The sequence below is a fragment of the Castellaniella sp. genome, assembly GCF_004321985.1.
Lineage (GTDB): Bacteria > Pseudomonadota > Gammaproteobacteria > Burkholderiales > Burkholderiaceae_B > Castellaniella.
The window spans coordinates 56943-74236 of record NZ_SCQN01000009.1 but is presented as its reverse complement, the minus strand read 5'-3'; the positions used below and the strand labels follow the sequence as shown (position 1 = coordinate 74236).

Here is a 17294-nt window from a genome sequence, read left to right as displayed (position 1 = left end):
GTCTCCCGTCCTCTGGTGGCGGATCCGTCCGGCTCTGTGGCTTGGCACATCGTTGTGGTCGTGTCGCGGCCGTGGCCGTGCTGCCGGAGCGATGCGCCGTTCGTGAAATCCCTAGTAGCCGAAAGGTCTCTTCCTTTTTAACATTTTCTACATGGTAGATCATATGTTCACATTGTGGAGCATCCAATGGGCCAGAAATCGTCTGTCGACCCGGGGTTGAAACCCTTGCCTTTTCAGGGGGTCAATCCACGTGAGGCGTTGGCGGATATCGTGGTGGGCGATGCCATTCCGACGGATGAGCGCATCTGGGTTCCTCAAGCCGAAAATGTCTGGTTCCGCCCGTTGTGTCTCAATGCGGGCCAGGGCTATTGGACCAACTTGCTGCGGGTTCGGCGTTCGGGGGTGCTGGCCTGCCACCGGCATCCGCAGCCCGTCCATGGCTTCGTGCTGAAGGGCCGCTGGCGCTATCTCGAACACGACTGGGAGGCCGCCGAAGGCAGCTATGTGTTCGAACCGCCTGGCGAGACGCACACCCTGTATGTGCCGCCGGACGTCGAAGAAATGATTACGTTCTTCCAGGTCAATGGCGTCATGTACTACACCGATCCATATGGCAAGAACATCGGCTATGAGGACGTTTTCACCAAGATCGCCATGTGCAGGGCGCATTACACCGAGGTCGGTCTGGGCGAAACCTACGTGGATCAGTTCATCCGATGACCCGCTCGCCCCGAACGGCCGTCTACGACTTTTCCGATCGGGTGGCCGTCGTCACGGGTGCGAACGCGGGTATCGGTGCGGCGATCCGCACGCGGCTGCAACAGGCGGGCGCTACTGTTTGCAATTGGGATCTGGCGGTTGACCCGTCCGACCCCGAGGCTACCCAGGTCGATGTGTCTGATCGATCGGCCGTGGAGCGGGCGGCCCAGGCCGTCCAGGACCGCCATGGCCGGTTGGACTTTGTGGTCAACAATGCGGGGTTTTCGGGCTCCACGGTTTCGCTGGAAGCGTTCGACCCGACAGAGTGGGCGCGAATCATTTCGGTCAACCTGCTGGGCGTGTTCCATGTCTGCCATACCGTGGTGCCTCTCATGCGCCGGGCAGAATCGGGCAGGATCGTGAACATTGCTTCGCTGGCGGGAAAGGAAGGGACCCCCAATTCGTCGGCCTACAGCGCGTCAAAGGCCGGCGTCATTGCTCTCACCAAATCACTGGGGAAGGAGCTCGCCGAAACCGGAATCCTGGTCAATGCGATTGCTCCCGCCGCGGTCCGGACGTCGCTGCTGGATCAGATGACGCCCCAGCACGTACAGACCATGATAGACAAAAGCCCCATGAAGCGGCTGGGTGAACCCCAGGAGGTGGCCGAACTGGTCGCCTGGCTGTGTTCGGATTCCTGCACATTCAGCACGGGTGCAGTCTTTGATCTGTCCGGCGGGCGCGCGACCTATTGAGCGTGGTTGTGTGGCAGACGGCAGTTGGTAGTCAGTAGTGTGTTTTATTCATGACCAACAAAAGGGAGAGGAGCAAATGAAACGATTCACTTTGACGAAAATGGCGGCGGTCGCGGTGCTGGCCATGGTATCGGCGACAGCCAGCGCGGCCTGGCCCAATCGGCCCATCACGTTGTTGCTGTCGTGGTCGCCGGGCGGCGGCACGGACGCCACGGCGCGCATCATCGGCAGCCTAATGGAAAAGGAACTGGGCACGCCGGTCAACGTGGTCAACCGTCCGGGGGGCAATGGGGTGGTGGGCAATCAGGCCATGGCCGGCGCGAAGCCGGATGGCTACACCATCGGCCTGATCTCGGTCGAGATCTCCATGCAGCACCACATGGCGCTGACCAAGCTGACCCCCAGCGATTACACGCCGCTGGCACTCATGAATTTCGATCCCTCGGGCGTGACGGTGGGCGCCAACTCCAAGTACAAGAAGCTGCAGGACCTGCTGGATGCCGCCAAGGCGAACCCCGGCAAGCTGAAGGCTTCGGGGACCGGTGAAGGCGGTATCTGGCAGCTCGCGCTGGCCGGCATGCTGAACAGCCTGAAAATCAAGCCGGATGCCATCCGCTGGGTGCCTTCGAACGGGGCGGCGCCGGCCATGCTCGAGCTCGTGGCGGGTGGGGTGGACGTGGTTCCGGTGTCTCTGCCCGAGGCTCGTTCGTTGATCGATGCGGGCAAGGCCAAGCCTCTGGCGGTCATGGCCGACAAGCCGGCGGGTCTGTATCCGAATGTGCCCACGCTCAAATCGGTGACAGGTTCCGACTGGACCATGGGCGCGTGGCGCGGGATCGTGGCTCCGAAGGGGCTGCCGGCCGACATTGCGGCCAAATACGAAAAGGTTCTGGACAAGATCAATCACAGCCAGGAATACAAGGACTTCATGACCAAGCAGGGGTATGGCATTGCCTACGCCAGCGGCAAGGACTTCGCTGACTTCATGGCCAAAAGCGATGCGGACATGGGCAAGATCATGAAGACCCTGGGTCTGGCCAAGGACTGATCTTCCGGACCTGGCGGCTGCCCGGCGCCCGTGCGCTTCGAGGTGTGCCGCCGGGTGACGCCGGGCGGGTCGCGTACCCGCCCGGACTGAACCAAGGATTATTCGCATGAAAGTCAGTGACGTTTTAACGGGGGTCCTGCTGGCCATTTTCGGGATCGCCGTCGTACTGTATTCGCAGACCTTTCCCGTCATTCCGGGCCAGGATTTCGGACCGCGTGCCTTTCCCAGCGTCATTGGCGCAGGCTTCATCATCTGTTCCCTCTTTCTGATCCGCAACGGCCTGAGGGCGCAGCCGCGCGCGGCATGGCTGCGGCTGTCGAACGAATTCCGCAGTTCACACAGCGTGTTCCGGTTCCTGCTGGTGCCGATCATGATCGTGATGTACATGCTGTTCTCGGACAGCATCGGCTTCGTCGTTTTCTCGGTTTTCTTCTTGCTGGTGCTGTTCCTGGCGTTCGGGGTGCGGCCGGTGCCGGCCGTGGTGATCGCTGCACTGGGCGGCGTCATCATTTTCTATGGTTTTTATTCCCTGCTGCATGTGCCGCTGTCCTGGGGCCTGCTCGAGCCACTTCTCTGACCGCCGGAGACTGATCCATGCTTGATCACATTATTGCCGCTCTGGGCATGATTTCGGACCCCTATGTCATCGTCGTGGTCCTGCTGTCGTCCATCTATGGTCTGTTCATCGGCGCGGTACCCGGGCTCAGCGCGACCATGGCAGTCGCCCTGCTGGTCCCCGTCACATTCTTCATGCCAGCGGTGCCGGCCATTGCCGCCATGGTGTCGGCGACGGCGATGGCGATTTTCTCGGGCGACCTTCCCGGCTGCCTGTTGCGTATCCCCGGTACGCCTGCATCGGCCGCGTACACCGACGAGGCGCATGCCATGGCCATGAAGGGAGAGGCCGGACGGGCGCTGGGTGCGGGCCTGGTCGTGTCCTGCATCGGCGGCTTGTTCGGCACTCTGGTGCTGATTTTCTTTGCGCCGGTTCTGGCCGAGTTCGCACTGGACTTCTCGACCTACGAGTACTTCTGGCTGGTGCTGCTGGGTCTGACTTGCGCCATTTTCATCGCTTCGGAAAGCCCGTTGAAAGGCTTCGTGTCGCTGCTGATCGGCCTGTTCGCCACCACGGTGGGCATGAACAACCCGGGGGGTTATCCGCGCTTCACGTTTGACAATCCGGATCTGCTGGGAGGGCTGTCGCTGATTCCCATCATGGTCGGGATGTTCGCCGTGTCCGAGGTCCTGCGCTATGCCGTGACCAGCGCCCATGGGTTTCAGAAGATCGACGCCACCGTCGGACATATCTTCAAAGGTCTGTACGGCGTCATCATCAAGTACCCGATGTCCGTGGTGCGCGGCAGTGTGCTGGGCGTGGTCGTGGGCGCTCTGCCGGGAGCCGGCGCCGATATTGCGGCCTATATTTCTTACGGCATCAGCAAGAAGTTCTCGCGCACACCCGAAAAATTCGGCACCGGTTACGTCGAAGGCATCGTGGAGGCCAGCTCGGCCAACAATTCGTCGTTGGGCGGCGCGTGGATTCCGGCGCTGGTGTTCGGGATCCCCGGGGACTCCATCACGGCTATCGTCATTGGCGTGCTGTACATGAAGAACCTCAACCCTGGGCCCACCATCTTCATCGAGAATGCGGTCCCCCTGTACGCCATTTTCCTGATCTTCATCTTTGCCAATCTGCTGATGGTGCCGCTGGGCTATGGGGCCATCCGCCTGGCGCGCACGGTGCTGAAGGTGCCCCGCAACATCCTGATGCCGCTCATCCTGCTGTTCTGCCTGGTGGGATCCTATTCCATCAACAACAGTCTGTTTGATGTGGGTGTGACGCTGGCCTTCGGCGTCATTGCGTATCTGATGGAAGAAAATGGGTTTCCGCTGGCACCCACCATCCTGGGCATCATTCTAGGCGGTATGCTGGAAAGCAATCTGGTCAGCTCGCTCATCAAGGCCGACGGGCATCTGCTCGCGTTCTTTGAGCGGCCCATCGCCGGGACGCTGGGCGTCATCACGCTGGCCATCTGGATCGTACCGACTATTCTGCGCTTTGTTCGCGCCAGGAGATCAGCGTGAGTTCTGTAAGCTCGAAAATCGCCATTGTCACCGGGGCGGGTTCCGGTGTCGGCCGCGCGGCCGCGCGGGCCCTGTTGTCGGATGGTTATCGCGTCGTGCTTGCGGGTCGCCGGCCGGAACCGCTGGAAGAGGTGGCCGCGCAATCCGGCGCTGGCAACCGGGCGCTGGCCGTGCCCACCGATGTGACCGACGAGCAGTCGGTTGCGCGCCTGTTCCAGACCTGCGTCCAGCACTTCGGCGGGCTGGACGTGCTGTTCAACAATGCGGGGCGCGGCGCACCCGCCGTGCCGCTCGAAGACCTGACGCTGGCGCAGTGGCAGCAGGTGGTCGACGTCAACCTGACCGGCATGTTCCTGTGCATCCGCGAGGCCTTCCGCGTCATGAAGTCAAAGAACCCGCCGGGCGGGCGCATCATCAACAACGGTTCCATATCGGCCCATGCGCCGCGTCCGTTTTCGGCGCCCTATACGGCCACCAAGCATGGGGTATCGGGCCTGACGCGGGCGGCGTCGCTGGATGGGCGCAAATACGACATCGCCGTGGGCCAGATCGACATCGGGAACGCATCCACCAACATGACGGCGCGCATGGCCGAGGGTGTGCCCCAGGCCGATGGCACGCTGGCGGTTGAGCCGCGCATGGACGTGGACATCGTCGGACAGTCAGTGCTGTATATGGCCAATCTTCCACTGGAAGCCAACGTATTGTTCCACACCGTCATGGCGACCAAGATGCCGTTCGTGGGCCGCGGCTGACCAGTTGGCGCCAAGCCGCTGCGGTGCGGTAGGTACCGATCATTCAAAGTGTAGTGACAGGAGTCATCATGGCAGGGAATCAGTACAACTTTTCCGGTAAGCACGCTGTCGTGACCGGGGGCGCGTCCGGCATCGGGCTGGCCATTGCGCACAAGCTGGTCGATGGTGGCGCTGTCGTCAGCCTGTGGGACCGCAATGCGGATGTGCTGGAGCAGGCGCGCGCCGGGTTCAAGACGGGACAGGTCCACGTCGTCTCGGTCGACGTGAGCGACGAGACCTCGGTGGCTGCGGCCACCGCACAGTCCGAAAAGGCCGGTGGCGCCGTCCAGATCCTGGTCAACAGTGCCGGGATCACCGGGCCGAACATGACCGTCTGCGATTATTCGGTCAAGGACTGGGATTTGGTGATGGCGATCAATCTGCGCGGCACCTTCCTGACCTGCCGCGCGCTGGCGCCGGGCATGGTGTCCAGCCGATACGGCCGCATCGTCAACATCGCGTCCATCGCCGGCAAGGAAGGCAACCCGAACGCATCGGCGTACAGTGCTTCGAAGGCCGCCGTGATCGCGCTGACCAAGTCTCTGGGCAAGGAACTTGCAAAGACGGGCGTCACGGTCAATTGCATCACGCCGGCGGCCGTGCACACCGCGATGTTCTCGCAGATGACGCAGCAGCACATCGATTACATGTTGTCCAAGATCCCCATGGGGCGGTTTGGCCAGACAGAGGAAGTCGCCGCTCTGGTGGCCTGGCTCGCGTCCGCCGACTGCTCGTTCACGACAGGCGGCACCTTCGACATTTCGGGTGGAAGGGCGACGTATTGATGGCTTCCGAACGCATTCCGGCAGAAATCCTCAGACGCTTCGCCGGGCGCCTGCTGCAGGCCGCCGGCCTGCAGGAAGACAAGGCGCGCGACGTTGCCGACGTGCTGGTCGAGGGCGACCTGCTGGGTCACGACACGCACGGGCTGGCGCTGTTGGCTCCCTACGTCCGGGAGCTGCGCAGCGGCAGCATGACGGCGTCCGGCGCGCCCGCAGTGATTTCGGATCGTGGCGCAGCACTGTGCTGGGATGGCCGGCGTCTGCCAGGGCCCTGGCTGGTGCGCGAGGGCATGCGGGTGCTGGAACCCAGGGCCCGGCAGTACGGCAGCGCCACGCTGGTGATCCGCCGCAGCCACCATATCGCTTGCCTGGCCGCCTATCTGCTGCGGGCGGCCGAGCAAGGGCTGGTAATGGTGCTGGCCAGCTCCGATCCTGATCACGGTAGCGTGGCGCCGTTTGGCGGCACGCGAGGCGTGTTCACGCCCAACCCGATTGCGGCGGGTATCCCGACCTCTGGAAGCCCGTTCCTGATCGATATTTCGGCTTCGCTCGTGACCAACGGCATGAGCAGCCGGATGCACAAGGCCGGCAGGCAGTTCGACTATGCCTGCTTGCAAGACGCCCAGGGCCAGCCGACGACCGATCCCGCCGTGCTGGCCGCCGATCCACCCGGGACCATTCTGCCGCTGGGCGGGACCGATGCCGGACACAAGGGCTTCGCGCTGGCGGTGCTGATCGAGGCACTGACGGGCGGACTGGCCGCTCACGGCCGTGCGGATCCTGCCGAGGGCTGGGGTGCCACGGTATTCCTGTCGTTGTATGATCCCGAGGCCTTCGGCGGGCTGGCGGGCTTCACGCGCCAGACCGACTGGCTGGGAGATGCCTGTCGGGCGAATCCTCCCCGGCCGGGCGGTGCGCCAGTGCGCATGCCCGGGGACCGTGGTGTCGCGCGCAAACGGGAACAGGAGCGTGACGGAGTTCTGCTGCATCCGTCGATCGCACCGATGCTGGACGCCTGCGCACACGAGTACGGGCTCGAATTTCCCGGAGATTGAGGTGTTGGGGCTCCCTGGCCCCAATGGGAAAAGATGACGTTTCAAGAAAATCTGTTTTCGGGTAAGCATGCGCTGGTGACCGGCGCGACCCAGGGGATCGGGGCGGGCGTGGCGAATTGCCTCGCTTCGCTTGGCGCCCGTGTCACGGCTGTGGGGCTGGATGCCGGCGACGGCTCCCTGGCACCGGGAATTCGCGTGGTGGTGGCGGATATCAGCGACGAGGCGTCCACGCGAAACCTGTTCGAGCAGATCGATTCCCTGGACATCCTGGTCAACTGTGCCGGCATCATTCGCAGAGGTGCCGAGCATCGGGTGGATGTGTTCGAGAAGGTGCTGGCGGTCAACCTGACTGGCACCATGCGCCTGTGCAGTGCTTCACGCGCCTTGCTCAAGGCCTCGCACGGTGTGATCGTGAACATGGCTTCGATGCTGAGCTTCTTTGGCGGTGCGAGGGTGCCCGGCTACGCAGCGAGCAAAGGTGGCGTGGCGCAACTCACCAAGTCCCTGGCGCTGGCTTATGCAGAGGACGGCATCCGCGTCAATGCGGTGGCCCCGGGCTGGATCGCGACGCCGCTGACCCAGCCATTGCAGGACGACCCTGTCCGATCGGAACCGATTCTTTCCCGCACGCCGCTGGGCCGCTGGGGGACTCCTGAAGATGTGGCCGGGTGCGTGGCCTTCCTGTGCGCCCCAGCCGCGGCTTTCATGACAGGGGTCATTCTTCCGGTGGACGGTGGATACTTGGTCGCTTGAGGGCTGCTTGCCATGACACTTCCTGATCGCGGTCCTTCGTTGCGCACCCGGCCGGCCGGAACGGCGGCGTTCTCCAAGTTCGTTCATCTGCTGCAGCTGGTCGCCGAAAGCGACCGCCCCTGCTCGGTTACCGAACTCGTGCGCCTGAGCGGCTACCCGCGCGCGACGGTCTATCGCACGGTGGCCGGCCTGGTGGCCGAACGCCTGCTGGCGGCAAGCCTTGCCGACAAGACCTATGTGCTGGGGCCGCGCTTGATCGAATTCGCCAGCCGCAGCTGGGAACAGTCCGAACTGCGGCGCCTGGCCGTCGTGGATCTGGCGGCGCTGCGGGACGCGACGGGCGAGACGGTCCATCTGGCCGTGCCCGACGATCGAAAGATGGTCTATATCGAGAAGCTCGAAAGCCCCAGTGCAGTCCGCATGGCTTCGCGCGTCGGTTCGAGCGTGTCCATGCATTCGTCCGCAGTCGGCAAGGCCTATCTGGCGACGCTGGACGAGACGACCTGCGAACAGATCCTGCAGCGCCTGGAGTTTCCCCGATATACCGCCAATACCGTGGACTCAGCCGAGGCGCTGCGCGAGCAGCTGCGCGGCATCCGGGCGCGCGGCTGGGCCCAGGACGAAGAGGAAAACGAAGAGGGGATCTTCTGCTTCGGGGCCGCCATCGTGGACGCCAGCGGCCGGCCGGTGGCGGCGGTCAGCGTCAGCACCCTGCGCTTCCGCCAGCGCCCGGATCCGCAGCAGGCCTATGTGGCGCCGTTGCGTGCCGCCTGCGACGCCATCTCTCGGCGGATCGCCCGGGTACCCGCCGCCTATCGCACGGTAGCCTGAGAGCGCCTTTCCGGCGGGTCGCCGCCGCGCGCGGCGCCTGTCGTACACTCACCGGTACCGATCGAATCTCTTCATGTGACCATGACAATCATGAATGACGCGGACCGGGTGCTGAAGGCTGTGGTCAGCAAGCTGAGGATCAAGCAACTGCAGTTGCTGATCTCTCTGGACGAACACAAGTCGCTGCGCAAGGCGGCGGCCGCCATGTTCATGACCCAGTCCGCCGCGAGCAAGGCCCTTCAGGAAATCGAGGGCATGCTGGGTGTGACGCTGTTCGAGCGGACGCGTGCCGGTCTGGTGCCCAATGCCATGGGGCATTGCGCCATCCGGTATGCCACCCTCATTTCGTCGGAGCTCACTTATTTCTGCCGCGAGGTGCAAGACATTCGTTCGGGGGCCGGCGGCAGTCTGGTGATCGGGACCATCATGGGGGCGGTTCCGCGCGTTCTGGTGTCGGCGCTGGCCAGCCTGCGCGCCGCATATCCCAATCTGTCCGTCGAGATCATCGAGGGCACCAGCAGTCATCTGCTGAAACTGCTGGACGACGGGCGGATCGACCTGATGATCGGTCGGCCGGGCGTGAGTGCCGAACCTTACGAATACAGCTACTACCCCGTGAGCGGGGAGCCGACTTCGGTCGTGGTCGGCAGTCGGCATCCCGAAGTCGCCGGTGAGATGTCGTTCGCGCAGCTGCGCGACTTCCGTTGGGTGGTGTATCCCCGAAGAATGCCGTTGCGCATCCTGCTCGAAAAGGAAATGAATCTTGCTGGACTGTCGCTGTCGGCGAATTTCATCGAGACCGACTCGACCTTCGTGACGGTGGCCATCCTGGGAAACAGCGTCGATACGGCTGCGTTGTTGCCAACGGAGGTGGCCGACATGTTTACGTCGGTCGGGCTGATCCGCATTCTGCCCATTGACCTGAAGATCCCCGCCGATACCTATGGCATCGTCACGCGCAAGACGGGGACCACGACCGCCGTCGTGCAATTGCTGATCGATGCGGCGCGAAATCATCTGTTGGCGCCTGCCTGAGGCAACAGACTGCGGACCAGGACGCAGAGTCGGCTACTTCCTCACCTGTTGCCACTTTGACATGAACGCCTGAGCGTTCTGCCGGACCTTTTCGGCCGTGTCTCCCGGGCGGTATAACGCACCGCCCAATCCGAACCCGGAGGCGCCGGCTTCCAGATAGGCCTGGAGTTTGTCGGGGGTGATGCCGCCCACCGGCAGGAGCCGGATATCGTGCGGCAGCACGGCCCGCCACGCCTTCACGATGGTGGGGGTCAGCAGTTCGGCCGGAAAGGCTTTCAGGCTCGTGGCGCCAGCCGCCAGTGCGGCGAAGGCTTCCGTCGGCGTTGCCACGCCGGGCAGCACGATCAGGTTGGCATCGGCGGCGGCGCGGATGACTTGTGGGTCCGAATGCGGCATCACGATCAGCCGGCCGCCAGCGGCATGTACGTTGGCGACCTGGGTGGGCGTCATGACCGTTCCGGCACCCACCAGCGTATCGGGCGGAAGCTCCGCCACCAGGTGTTCGATGCTGCGCAGCGGATTCGGAGAATTCAGCGGGATTTCGATGAGGCGAAAACCCGTCTTGTAGAGTGTCGTGCCAATGGCCCGTACTTCATTGGGCCGGATGCCCCGCAGGATGGCGACCAGTCCGGTTGCGTCCAGTTGTGCCAGGAAGTGCTGCTTCAGCGTCTGCTCGTTCATTTCAGTGCCTCCCGGTGGGTGCCGTGCGCGCGGCGGCGTGCTGGATGAGGGACCAGAGGCCGTGGATGCCGGCGTCCTCCGACAGCACGTCGGCCGAGTGCCCCAGTTCCTGCAGAGCCTCATGGTAGCGCAGGCAGAGGCCGGGCCGGCCGACGAGCGCGATGCGCGCCGTGCGCCATTCGTCCTGCAGGCTGGCAAGCAGGCCCTGGAGCTCGTACCCCACCAGCAGACCTGACAGATATTCGCGCTGCTCGGGGCCGGTGAGGCGCCCGGTGAGTGACAGGGTGCGGCTGCTGAAGATCGTCCCCAGCAGCCCTTTGCGGCCGATGTCGGTCGTGGCGTTGCGCACGCCCAGCATGAAGGACTGTCGCGATTCGTCGCTATCCGGCGCCAGCACTGTGTCGCCCATGGTCCGGCCCAGGATGCTGTGCTGCACCAGCAGACTATAGAGCTCGCCGGTCAGAAAGGTATCGAAGCGCAGGATCCGCCCAGCCTGGACGGCGGCCCATTTGCTGTGTGTGCCCGGCAAGCCCAGCAGCCAGCATCCCTGCATGTCGGTGCCCTTTTGGGCGAGCAGCGCCGGTACCCCCGCGATCTGCGTTTCTTCACCGCGGATCGCGTCGGGCAGCGCGCCTTGCTGGAGCAGGCCGGGGGTGATCGCCAGGGTGACGCCTTGGCCAGCGTCGACTTCGGTGAGCGACCCTGCGATGTCCATGAGGGCGACAGGAACGCCGATGTAGCCGGCTTCCCGCCAGCCCTGATTGCTGCCGACCATGCCGCAGGCCATGACACGCCGGCAGGTGCCGGGTTGCCCCAGCCAATCGCCCAGCAGCTCCCAAAATGCCCGTGCGAATCGACTTTCCCGGTCCCCGGGGTCGGATCCAGGGGCGACTGGGAGGTTCATCACGCCCCAGCCGGCCTCGCGGCTGTCCAGCACCCGGCCATCATCGGCAAACAGATAGGCCCGCATGGAGCTGGTACCCCAGTCGATGCCGATGAATTGGCGCGGTGTCATGGTGGGTGTGCAGCCCCGGTCAGGCGGCCCAGCGCAGGACCATGGGGTCCAGTCGGCGGGCAGTTTCGATCAGGCCCTTCCGGGTCTCGGCCGATGCCTGCGGCAGCGGATGGCGGGTCCGGTCCGAGCCGATGATGCCGCCTTCCTTCATCAGGATCTTGCTCGTCTGAATGCCGGTCTGCCGGTTTTCATAGTTGATGAGTGGCAGCCACTGCTGGTAGAGCGCAACCGCCTTTTCGCGATCCCCGGTCTGGTAGCTGTCGAAAATGGCCTTGATGCCGTCCGGATAGCCGCCGCCCGTCATGGCACCGGTCGCGCCCGCGTCCAGGTCGGGGAGCAGCGTGATGGCTTCCTCGCCGTCCCAGGGACCCTCGATGGCGTTGCCGGCCAGCTGGATCAGGGTACGAATCTTTGAGGCGACGCCCGGCGTCTCGATCTTGAAGTAGGAGATTTGTTCGATCTCGGTGGCCATGCGGGCCAGCGATTCGGCCGACAGGGGCGTGCCGCTGATGGGCGCGTCCTGCACCATGATGGGGATGTCGCTGGCATCGGACAGCCGGTTGTAGTACTCGTGGACGACGGCTTCCGGACAGCGGATGGTCGCGCCGTGGTAGGGCGGCAGGACCATGACCATGGCGGCGCCGAACTCGCGTGCGTGCCGGTTGCGCTGGATGCAGATGTCGGTGCTGTAGTGCGAGGTCGTGACGATGACGGGTACCCGTCCGGCGACGTGCTTCAGGATCTCTTCAGTCAGCAGCCTGCGTTCTTCGTCCGTCAGGGAGAATTGCTCGGAGAAGTTGGCCAGCAGCCCCAGGCCGTCCGAGCCTGCGTCCATCATGAAGTCGACGCAGCGCAGCTGGCCTTCCAGGTCCAGGGAGCCGTCGTCCTTGAAGATCGTGGGGACGACGGGGTACACGCCCTTGTAGCGGGCTTTTTGATAGAGATCTGACATGGTTGTACCGATAAGAGTTGGGTGGGCTTCAGCAGATCACGCTCGGCTGCCAGGGAACGAATTCGTTCTGGCCGTAGCCGTAGAGTTCGCTCTTGGAGCGTTCGCCAGATGCGCAACGGATGATCATTTCGTAGAACTCGCGGCCTAGGTCGTGAATGTCCCGGCCTTCGTCGATGACGCTGCCGCAGTTGATGTCCATGTCGTCCTGCTGGCGATTCCACAGGGTCGTGTTGGTGGCAAGCTTCAGCGAGGGTGACGGCACACTGCCGAAGGCCGAACCGCGCCCGGTCGTGAAGCAGATGATGTTGGCGCCTCCGGCCACCTGGCCGGTCGCCGACATGGGGTCGTAGCCCGGGGTGTTCATGAAAACCAGTCCCTTGGCTTCGACGGGTTCCGCGTAGTCGTAGACCTCCATCAAGCCGGTCGTGCCGCCCTTGGCCACGCCGCCCAGGGATTTTTCCAGCACTGTCGTCAGGCCGCCCTTCTTGTTGCCGGCCGATGGGTTGTTGTTCATCGAAGCGTTGTTCCGGTGGCAGACGTCTTCCCACCATTCGAAGACGTTCACCAGTTTCTTTCCGACTTCCGGAGTTACCGCACGACAGGTCAGCAGGTGTTCGGCACCGTAGATTTCGGGCGTTTCCGACAGGATGGCGGTCCCGCCGTTGCGCACCAGGATGTCGACCGCGGCGCCGAGGACGGGGTTGGCCGTGATGCCTGAGAAGCTGTCCGAGCCGCCGCATTGCAGGCCGATCTTCAGGTGGCTGACGGGCACAGGCGTGCGTGCGACCTTGTTGGCTTCGGGCAGCATGCTCTTGACGAGATCCACGCCTTTGGCGATGCTCTTGGGGGTACCGCCCACAGCCTGGATCGTGAAGGCGCGCAGGTTGGTGTTTTCTTCCAGCGCCTCGGCCTTCATCAGCGCCGGGATCTGGTTGGTTTCGCAGCCCAGGCCGATGATCAGCAAGCCTGCAAAGTTCGGATGGCGGACGTAACCGGCGATTGTGCGTTGCAGGACTCTCAGGCCCTCGCCGCTGGAATCGATCCCGCAGCCCACGCCGTGCGTGAGCGCCACGACGCCATCCACGTTCGGGAAGTCCGCCAGGGCTTCCGGCCGGATGTCGCGCCGGAACTGGTCCGCGATGGCGTGGGCGACCGTGGCCGAGCAGTTCACCGATGTCAGGATGCCGATGTAGTTGCGGGTGGCGACGCGCCCGTCAGGCCGGACGAACCCCATGAAGGTGTCGGGCTTGTCGACCATTTTGGTGGGCGTGTAGTCCTGTGAAAAGCGGTAGTCCTTGTCGAACTCGCGAAATTCCAGGTTCTGCATGTGCACGTGCTGGCCGGCTGCGATGTCCTGAGTTGCGAACCCGATGATCTGCCCGTAGCGCTTGACGGGCTGGCCGCTCGCCACGGCGCGCAGCGCGATCTTGTGGCCGAACGGGACGGGGTCGAGCAGCTCGATGTGGTTGACCTGTTCTCCCTTGGGGAAATCCTGCAGCGCAATCATGACGTCGTCGGCAGGATTGAGGATCAGGAAACGGGTATTCGTTGACATGGCAGTGGTCTCGTGAGAGCCGCCGACGCCGGGGGTCGGGTCCGGCGGCTCCGGGTAATGAACAGGGTTATGCTACTTCAACATCGCTTCGGGCAGCGACTGTCCGAAGAAGTACTTCTTGTAGATGGCGTTCAGATCGCCGTTCTTCAGGTTGGTGGCGACCCACTGGTTGATGCGCGCCTTGAATTCCGGCTGGTTCTGGCGGATACCGACCCCCATCGGGAACTCGGTGGCCGTGTATTTGTATGCCAAGTCAGCCTTTGGATTGGCCTTCTGGATTTCCGGCAGCACGCTGGGTGCGCCGACCAGGACCTTCTGTTGGCCGGTAGAGGCCGCAGTATTCGACGTGGAGTCGTCTTCGTAGCGGACGATCCGCACACCCGAGACCCCCTTTGTGCTGTCCGTAATGGTCATGTCGCTCGTGGTGCCGCGAGTGACCGCGATCGACTTGCCCGCCAGATCCTTGGGTCCGGCGATTTTGTCAGCCTTGGGGCCGAACACCACGACCGGCACGACACCGTAGGGGTTCGAGAAGTCGATGACCTTCTTGCGTTCGTTGGTGATCGAGAACGAGGCCATGATGGCGTCCACCTTGTTGGTGAGCAGGAACTGCACCCGGGTGGGGCCCGTCACCGGCACGACGACCAGCTTGACGCCCAGATCCTTGGCCAGCAGGTGGGCCGATTCGATGTCGAATCCCGTCTGTTTGGCGTCCTTGTCCACCATGCCATAGGGCGGTGCGCTGATGTCGACACCGATCCGGATCTCGCCCTTCTTCTGAATGTCCTGCAGTTCGTTCGCCTGCGCGCCCAGGGCGCAAGCCAGTGCTGCGGTGCACAGTACCGTTCCGGACAAGGTCTTCATGATATTCATTGCTTGCTCCATCCTCTCGTAAGAAATGTCGGGGTGCGCCGGTTGGTCACAACCCGTTGCTGATGAACTGCCGCAGCTCGGGCGTTCTGGGGTGTTTGAGCAGATCGCCGTCTCCTGCTTCCCATACCACGCCGTCGCGCATGTAAATGATCTGGTCGGCCACGGCTGAGGCGAAGCCCATTTCGTGCGTGACCAGCACCATCGTCATGCCGCCTTTTGCGAGACCTTCGATCACCTTCAGGACTTCTCCGGTGATCTGCGGGTCCAGGGCCGAGGTGACCTCGTCGAACAGCATGAGTTCGGGCTGCATGGCGAGCGACCGCGCAATGGCGACGCGTTGCTGCTGGCCACCCGAGAGCTGATCGGGGTATTCGTTCGCCTTGTCCGACAGGCCGACCTGGCTCAGCACATGCGCGGCCAGTTCGCGCGCCTCTTTGGGGGCGGTGCGTTTGACCTTGCGCGGCGCCAGCGTGATATTCTTTTCCACGGTGAGGTGCGGGAACAGGTTGTAGCTCTGGAACACGATGCCCACCTGAAGTCTCAGTGCGGTGATGTCGCAGTGCTTCTCGTGCAGGGCGCGACCGCACACATACAGTTCGCCGCCGTGGATTTCTTCCAGCCCGTTGATGCAGCGCAGGGCCGTGCTCTTGCCCGAGCCGCTCTGGCCGATGAGTGCGACCACGTTGCCCTTTGGCACGTCGAAGGAAATGCCTTTCAGGACCTCGTTGTGGCCGTAGCGCTTGTGAACGTTCTGGAACTGGACAGTCGGATTCATGGAGTTCTCACGACCTGGAATGGCGCTTGAGCCTGCGTTCCAGGCGGTACGACAGGATGGACAGCGGGTAGCACATGGCGAAGTAGATCAGCGCAGCCGCCGTGAAGATGACGAATGGCTTGAAGGTCGAGTTGTTGATGACGCGCGACGAGTAGGTCAGGTCGAAGAAGCCGATCACCACGGCGTAGGACGTGTTCTTGACGATCTGTACCAGGAACCCGACGGTCGGCGGAATGGCCACGCGGAGGGCCTGCGGCAGGATGACGCTGGTCAGGATCTGGAGCTTGCTCAGCGCAAGGCTCTCAGACGCTTCCCATTGCGTCTTTGGGATGGCTTCAATGCAGCCGCCCCAGATTTCGCCCAGGAATGCGCTGGAATACAGCGTCATCGCGATACCTGCAGCGACCAACGCAGGGAGGTCGTAGCCCGCAATGCTGATACCAAAGTAGCAGAGGAACATGACCACCGGAAGCGGGATGCCCTGGATCAGCTTCACATAGCCGGCCGCCAGGACTCGGAGCGGGAGATTGCGTGAGGTCCTGAACACGGCCACAGGCAACCCGACGACCGTGCCGCCCACGAACCCCAGCAGCGACAGAATCAGGGTCCAACCCGCGCCTTGAAGGATGAAGAACCACTGGCTGTAGGTCACGCCCAGGATCATGATTTCGCTCCTGTCGCGATCGATGTGCCATGCGCTGCCGCCGGCGTGGTGCGAGAGGCGGATTCTGCCTGGGTGATGTAGCGCTGCCTGGGAAAGGCGACGTTGTAGCAGAGGTTCATGATGACGCGCAGTAGCCAGGACATCACCAGGTAGACTGCGGCGATCACCAGATAGGCCTCGAAGCCGCGGAATGTGCGGGTCTGAATCTGCAGGCCCACGGCGGTGAGCTCTTCGACGGATATTTGGGACATGATCGATGTCGCCAGCATCACCAGGACGAACTGACTGATGAGCGACGGGTACATCTTTTCGATGGCCTGGGGCAGCACGACATTTCGCATCACCTGGGACTGGCTCAGGCCCAGGCACGCTGCCGCTTCTTTCTGTCCGTAGTGGACGGAGTCGATCCCCGCCCGAACGATCTCACAGGTGTAGCCCGACGTGTTGATTGCCAGCGCGACGACGGCGGCGGCAATCGCCGGCACCAGGAATCCCAGCGCCGAGAGGCCGAAGAACAGCCAGAAGGTCTGCACGATCAGCGGCGTGTTCCGGGTCAGATCCACGAATCCGGTCGCCAGCCGGCGAACCAGCGGTGATCCCTGGCTTCGCGCCACGGCCAGCATCACGCCCAGCAGGAAGCCGCCGATCAGGGCGATAGCCGACATTTCGGCCGATACCCAGAGGCCGTCCAGCAAGCTGGGCCAGTACTGGCCGATAAAGCTGAAGTCGAAGGTGTAATTCATGATGGACAGATGGATTGGCAGCGTGTGCGTGCTGCGGAAGCAGTATCTCCAGCGGGGGTTGTGGCGTCGATGGAATATTTGTGGTCGGCTGAACGATTTTTGGAATGGTCGGCGGGACAGCGTGCAGCGGCGCGGGCTTTGGTGGCGATGCGTGGATTGCGAGGGCTACGGAACCCGGGAAAACCATGATTCCTGGAGT

At 63.3% G+C, this 17294-nt stretch carries 19 protein-coding genes; 11 read left to right on the top strand and 8 right to left on the bottom strand.

Annotation, left to right across the window (positions count from 1 at the left end; all coding sequences use genetic code 11):
* The first annotated feature begins 186 nt into the window (after nt 1–186).
* The 11 genes from EPN31_RS01695 (at nt 187) to EPN31_RS01645 (ending at nt 9837) form a co-directional block, all read left to right on the top strand.
* On the top strand, nt 187–720 hold the full coding sequence (locus tag EPN31_RS01695) for a 2,4'-dihydroxyacetophenone dioxygenase family protein (RefSeq protein WP_291768556.1): 534 nt from the start codon (nt 187–189) through the stop codon (nt 718–720).
* Complete coding sequence (locus EPN31_RS01690; protein WP_291768553.1) at nt 717–1454, top strand: SDR family NAD(P)-dependent oxidoreductase; 738 nt, start codon at nt 717–719, stop codon at nt 1452–1454. The genes EPN31_RS01695 and EPN31_RS01690 overlap by 4 nt, the downstream gene beginning before the upstream one ends.
* A 76-nt stretch (nt 1455–1530) precedes the next feature.
* Nucleotides 1531–2502: a tripartite tricarboxylate transporter substrate binding protein gene (locus tag EPN31_RS01685; RefSeq protein ID WP_291768550.1), complete on the top strand. Its 972-nt coding sequence runs from the start codon at nt 1531–1533 to the stop codon at nt 2500–2502.
* Between the two features lie 106 nt (nt 2503–2608).
* Nucleotides 2609–3079, top strand: coding sequence for a tripartite tricarboxylate transporter TctB family protein (locus tag EPN31_RS01680; protein WP_291768547.1), 471 nt, complete (start codon nt 2609–2611; stop codon nt 3077–3079).
* Nucleotides 3080–3096: 17 nt separating this feature from the next.
* Nucleotides 3097–4587 (top strand): tripartite tricarboxylate transporter permease, encoded by a 1491-nt coding sequence (locus EPN31_RS01675; RefSeq protein WP_291768545.1) that lies wholly within the window; start codon nt 3097–3099, stop codon nt 4585–4587.
* A complete protein-coding gene (locus EPN31_RS01670) occupies nt 4578–5342 on the top strand; it encodes an SDR family oxidoreductase (RefSeq protein WP_291768649.1) in 765 nt (254 codons plus the stop codon). Before EPN31_RS01675 ends, EPN31_RS01670 begins: the two co-directional genes overlap by 10 nt.
* A 68-nt stretch (nt 5343–5410) precedes the next feature.
* Nucleotides 5411–6166 carry an SDR family NAD(P)-dependent oxidoreductase gene (locus EPN31_RS01665; protein WP_291768542.1) on the top strand — a complete coding sequence of 252 codons (756 nt, stop codon included), beginning with the start codon at nt 5411–5413 and terminating at the stop codon, nt 6164–6166.
* Nucleotides 6166–7218, top strand: a complete 1053-nt coding sequence (locus EPN31_RS01660; protein WP_291768540.1) for an Ldh family oxidoreductase — start codon at nt 6166–6168, stop codon at nt 7216–7218. Before EPN31_RS01665 ends, EPN31_RS01660 begins: the two co-directional genes overlap by 1 nt.
* Nucleotides 7219–7251: 33 nt before the next feature.
* Nucleotides 7252–7971, top strand: coding sequence for an SDR family oxidoreductase (locus EPN31_RS01655; RefSeq protein WP_291768537.1), 720 nt, complete (start codon nt 7252–7254; stop codon nt 7969–7971).
* Nucleotides 7972–7983: 12 nt separating this feature from the next.
* Nucleotides 7984–8802: an IclR family transcriptional regulator gene (locus EPN31_RS01650; RefSeq protein ID WP_291768534.1), complete on the top strand. Its 819-nt coding sequence runs from the start codon at nt 7984–7986 to the stop codon at nt 8800–8802.
* A 90-nt stretch (nt 8803–8892) separates the two neighbouring features.
* Nucleotides 8893–9837, top strand: a complete 945-nt coding sequence (locus EPN31_RS01645; RefSeq protein WP_291768532.1) for a LysR family transcriptional regulator — start codon at nt 8893–8895, stop codon at nt 9835–9837.
* A 33-nt stretch (nt 9838–9870) separates the two neighbouring features.
* Here EPN31_RS01645 and EPN31_RS01640 read toward each other — a convergent pair whose 3' ends face one another.
* The 8 genes from EPN31_RS01640 to EPN31_RS01605 form a co-directional block, all read right to left on the bottom strand.
* On the bottom strand, nt 9871–10518 hold the full coding sequence (locus EPN31_RS01640) for a 2-dehydro-3-deoxy-6-phosphogalactonate aldolase (RefSeq protein ID WP_291768529.1): 648 nt from the start codon (nt 10516–10518) through the stop codon (nt 9871–9873).
* Between the two features lies 1 nt (nt 10519).
* Nucleotides 10520–11533: a 2-dehydro-3-deoxygalactonokinase gene (locus EPN31_RS01635; protein WP_291768526.1), complete on the bottom strand. Its 1014-nt coding sequence runs from the start codon at nt 11531–11533 to the stop codon at nt 10520–10522.
* A gap of 19 nt (nt 11534–11552) precedes the next feature.
* Nucleotides 11553–12485 (bottom strand): dihydrodipicolinate synthase family protein, encoded by a 933-nt coding sequence (locus EPN31_RS01630; RefSeq protein ID WP_291768523.1) that lies wholly within the window; start codon nt 12483–12485, stop codon nt 11553–11555.
* A 28-nt stretch (nt 12486–12513) separates the two neighbouring features.
* Nucleotides 12514–14040 carry a UxaA family hydrolase gene (locus EPN31_RS01625; RefSeq protein WP_291768518.1) on the bottom strand — a complete coding sequence of 509 codons (1527 nt, stop codon included), beginning with the start codon at nt 14038–14040 and terminating at the stop codon, nt 12514–12516.
* Nucleotides 14041–14112: 72 nt separating this feature from the next.
* Nucleotides 14113–14913, bottom strand: coding sequence for a transporter substrate-binding domain-containing protein (locus EPN31_RS01620; protein ID WP_291768515.1), 801 nt, complete (start codon nt 14911–14913; stop codon nt 14113–14115).
* Between the two features lie 46 nt (nt 14914–14959).
* A complete protein-coding gene (locus tag EPN31_RS01615) occupies nt 14960–15688 on the bottom strand; it encodes an amino acid ABC transporter ATP-binding protein (protein WP_291768512.1) in 729 nt (242 codons plus the stop codon).
* Between the two features lie 7 nt (nt 15689–15695).
* Nucleotides 15696–16352: an amino acid ABC transporter permease gene (locus EPN31_RS01610; RefSeq protein ID WP_291768509.1), complete on the bottom strand. Its 657-nt coding sequence runs from the start codon at nt 16350–16352 to the stop codon at nt 15696–15698.
* Complete coding sequence (locus tag EPN31_RS01605; protein WP_291768506.1) at nt 16349–17095, bottom strand: amino acid ABC transporter permease; 747 nt, start codon at nt 17093–17095, stop codon at nt 16349–16351. Before EPN31_RS01605 ends, EPN31_RS01610 begins: the two co-directional genes overlap by 4 nt.
* Between the last annotated feature and the right edge of the window lie 199 nt (nt 17096–17294).

Bases quoted from the DNA above. Each gene is read 5' to 3' on its own strand.
- EPN31_RS01665 (WP_291768542.1), top strand. From the start codon at position 5,411: ATGGCAGGGAATCAGTACAACTTTTCCGGTAAGCACGCTGTCGTGACC.
- EPN31_RS01650 (WP_291768534.1), top strand. From the start codon at position 7,984: ATGACACTTCCTGATCGCGGTCCTTCGTTGCGCACCCGGCCGGCCGGA.
- EPN31_RS01690 (WP_291768553.1), top strand. From the start codon at position 717: ATGACCCGCTCGCCCCGAACGGCCGTCTACGACTTTTCCGATCGGGTG.
- EPN31_RS01660 (WP_291768540.1), top strand. From the start codon at position 6,166: ATGGCTTCCGAACGCATTCCGGCAGAAATCCTCAGACGCTTCGCCGGG.
- EPN31_RS01645 (WP_291768532.1), top strand. From the start codon at position 8,893: ATGAATGACGCGGACCGGGTGCTGAAGGCTGTGGTCAGCAAGCTGAGG.
- EPN31_RS01675 (WP_291768545.1), top strand. From the start codon at position 3,097: ATGCTTGATCACATTATTGCCGCTCTGGGCATGATTTCGGACCCCTAT.
- EPN31_RS01605 (WP_291768506.1), bottom strand. From the start codon at position 17,095: ATGAATTACACCTTCGACTTCAGCTTTATCGGCCAGTACTGGCCCAGC.
- EPN31_RS01615 (WP_291768512.1), bottom strand. From the start codon at position 15,688: ATGAATCCGACTGTCCAGTTCCAGAACGTTCACAAGCGCTACGGCCAC.
- EPN31_RS01610 (WP_291768509.1), bottom strand. From the start codon at position 16,352: ATGATCCTGGGCGTGACCTACAGCCAGTGGTTCTTCATCCTTCAAGGC.
- EPN31_RS01680 (WP_291768547.1), top strand. From the start codon at position 2,609: ATGAAAGTCAGTGACGTTTTAACGGGGGTCCTGCTGGCCATTTTCGGG.
- EPN31_RS01655 (WP_291768537.1), top strand. From the start codon at position 7,252: ATGACGTTTCAAGAAAATCTGTTTTCGGGTAAGCATGCGCTGGTGACC.
- EPN31_RS01685 (WP_291768550.1), top strand. From the start codon at position 1,531: ATGAAACGATTCACTTTGACGAAAATGGCGGCGGTCGCGGTGCTGGCC.
- EPN31_RS01640 (WP_291768529.1), bottom strand. From the start codon at position 10,518: ATGAACGAGCAGACGCTGAAGCAGCACTTCCTGGCACAACTGGACGCA.
- EPN31_RS01630 (WP_291768523.1), bottom strand. From the start codon at position 12,485: ATGTCAGATCTCTATCAAAAAGCCCGCTACAAGGGCGTGTACCCCGTC.
- EPN31_RS01620 (WP_291768515.1), bottom strand. From the start codon at position 14,913: ATGAATATCATGAAGACCTTGTCCGGAACGGTACTGTGCACCGCAGCA.
- EPN31_RS01695 (WP_291768556.1), top strand. From the start codon at position 187: ATGGGCCAGAAATCGTCTGTCGACCCGGGGTTGAAACCCTTGCCTTTT.
- EPN31_RS01625 (WP_291768518.1), bottom strand. From the start codon at position 14,040: ATGTCAACGAATACCCGTTTCCTGATCCTCAATCCTGCCGACGACGTC.
- EPN31_RS01635 (WP_291768526.1), bottom strand. From the start codon at position 11,533: ATGACACCGCGCCAATTCATCGGCATCGACTGGGGTACCAGCTCCATG.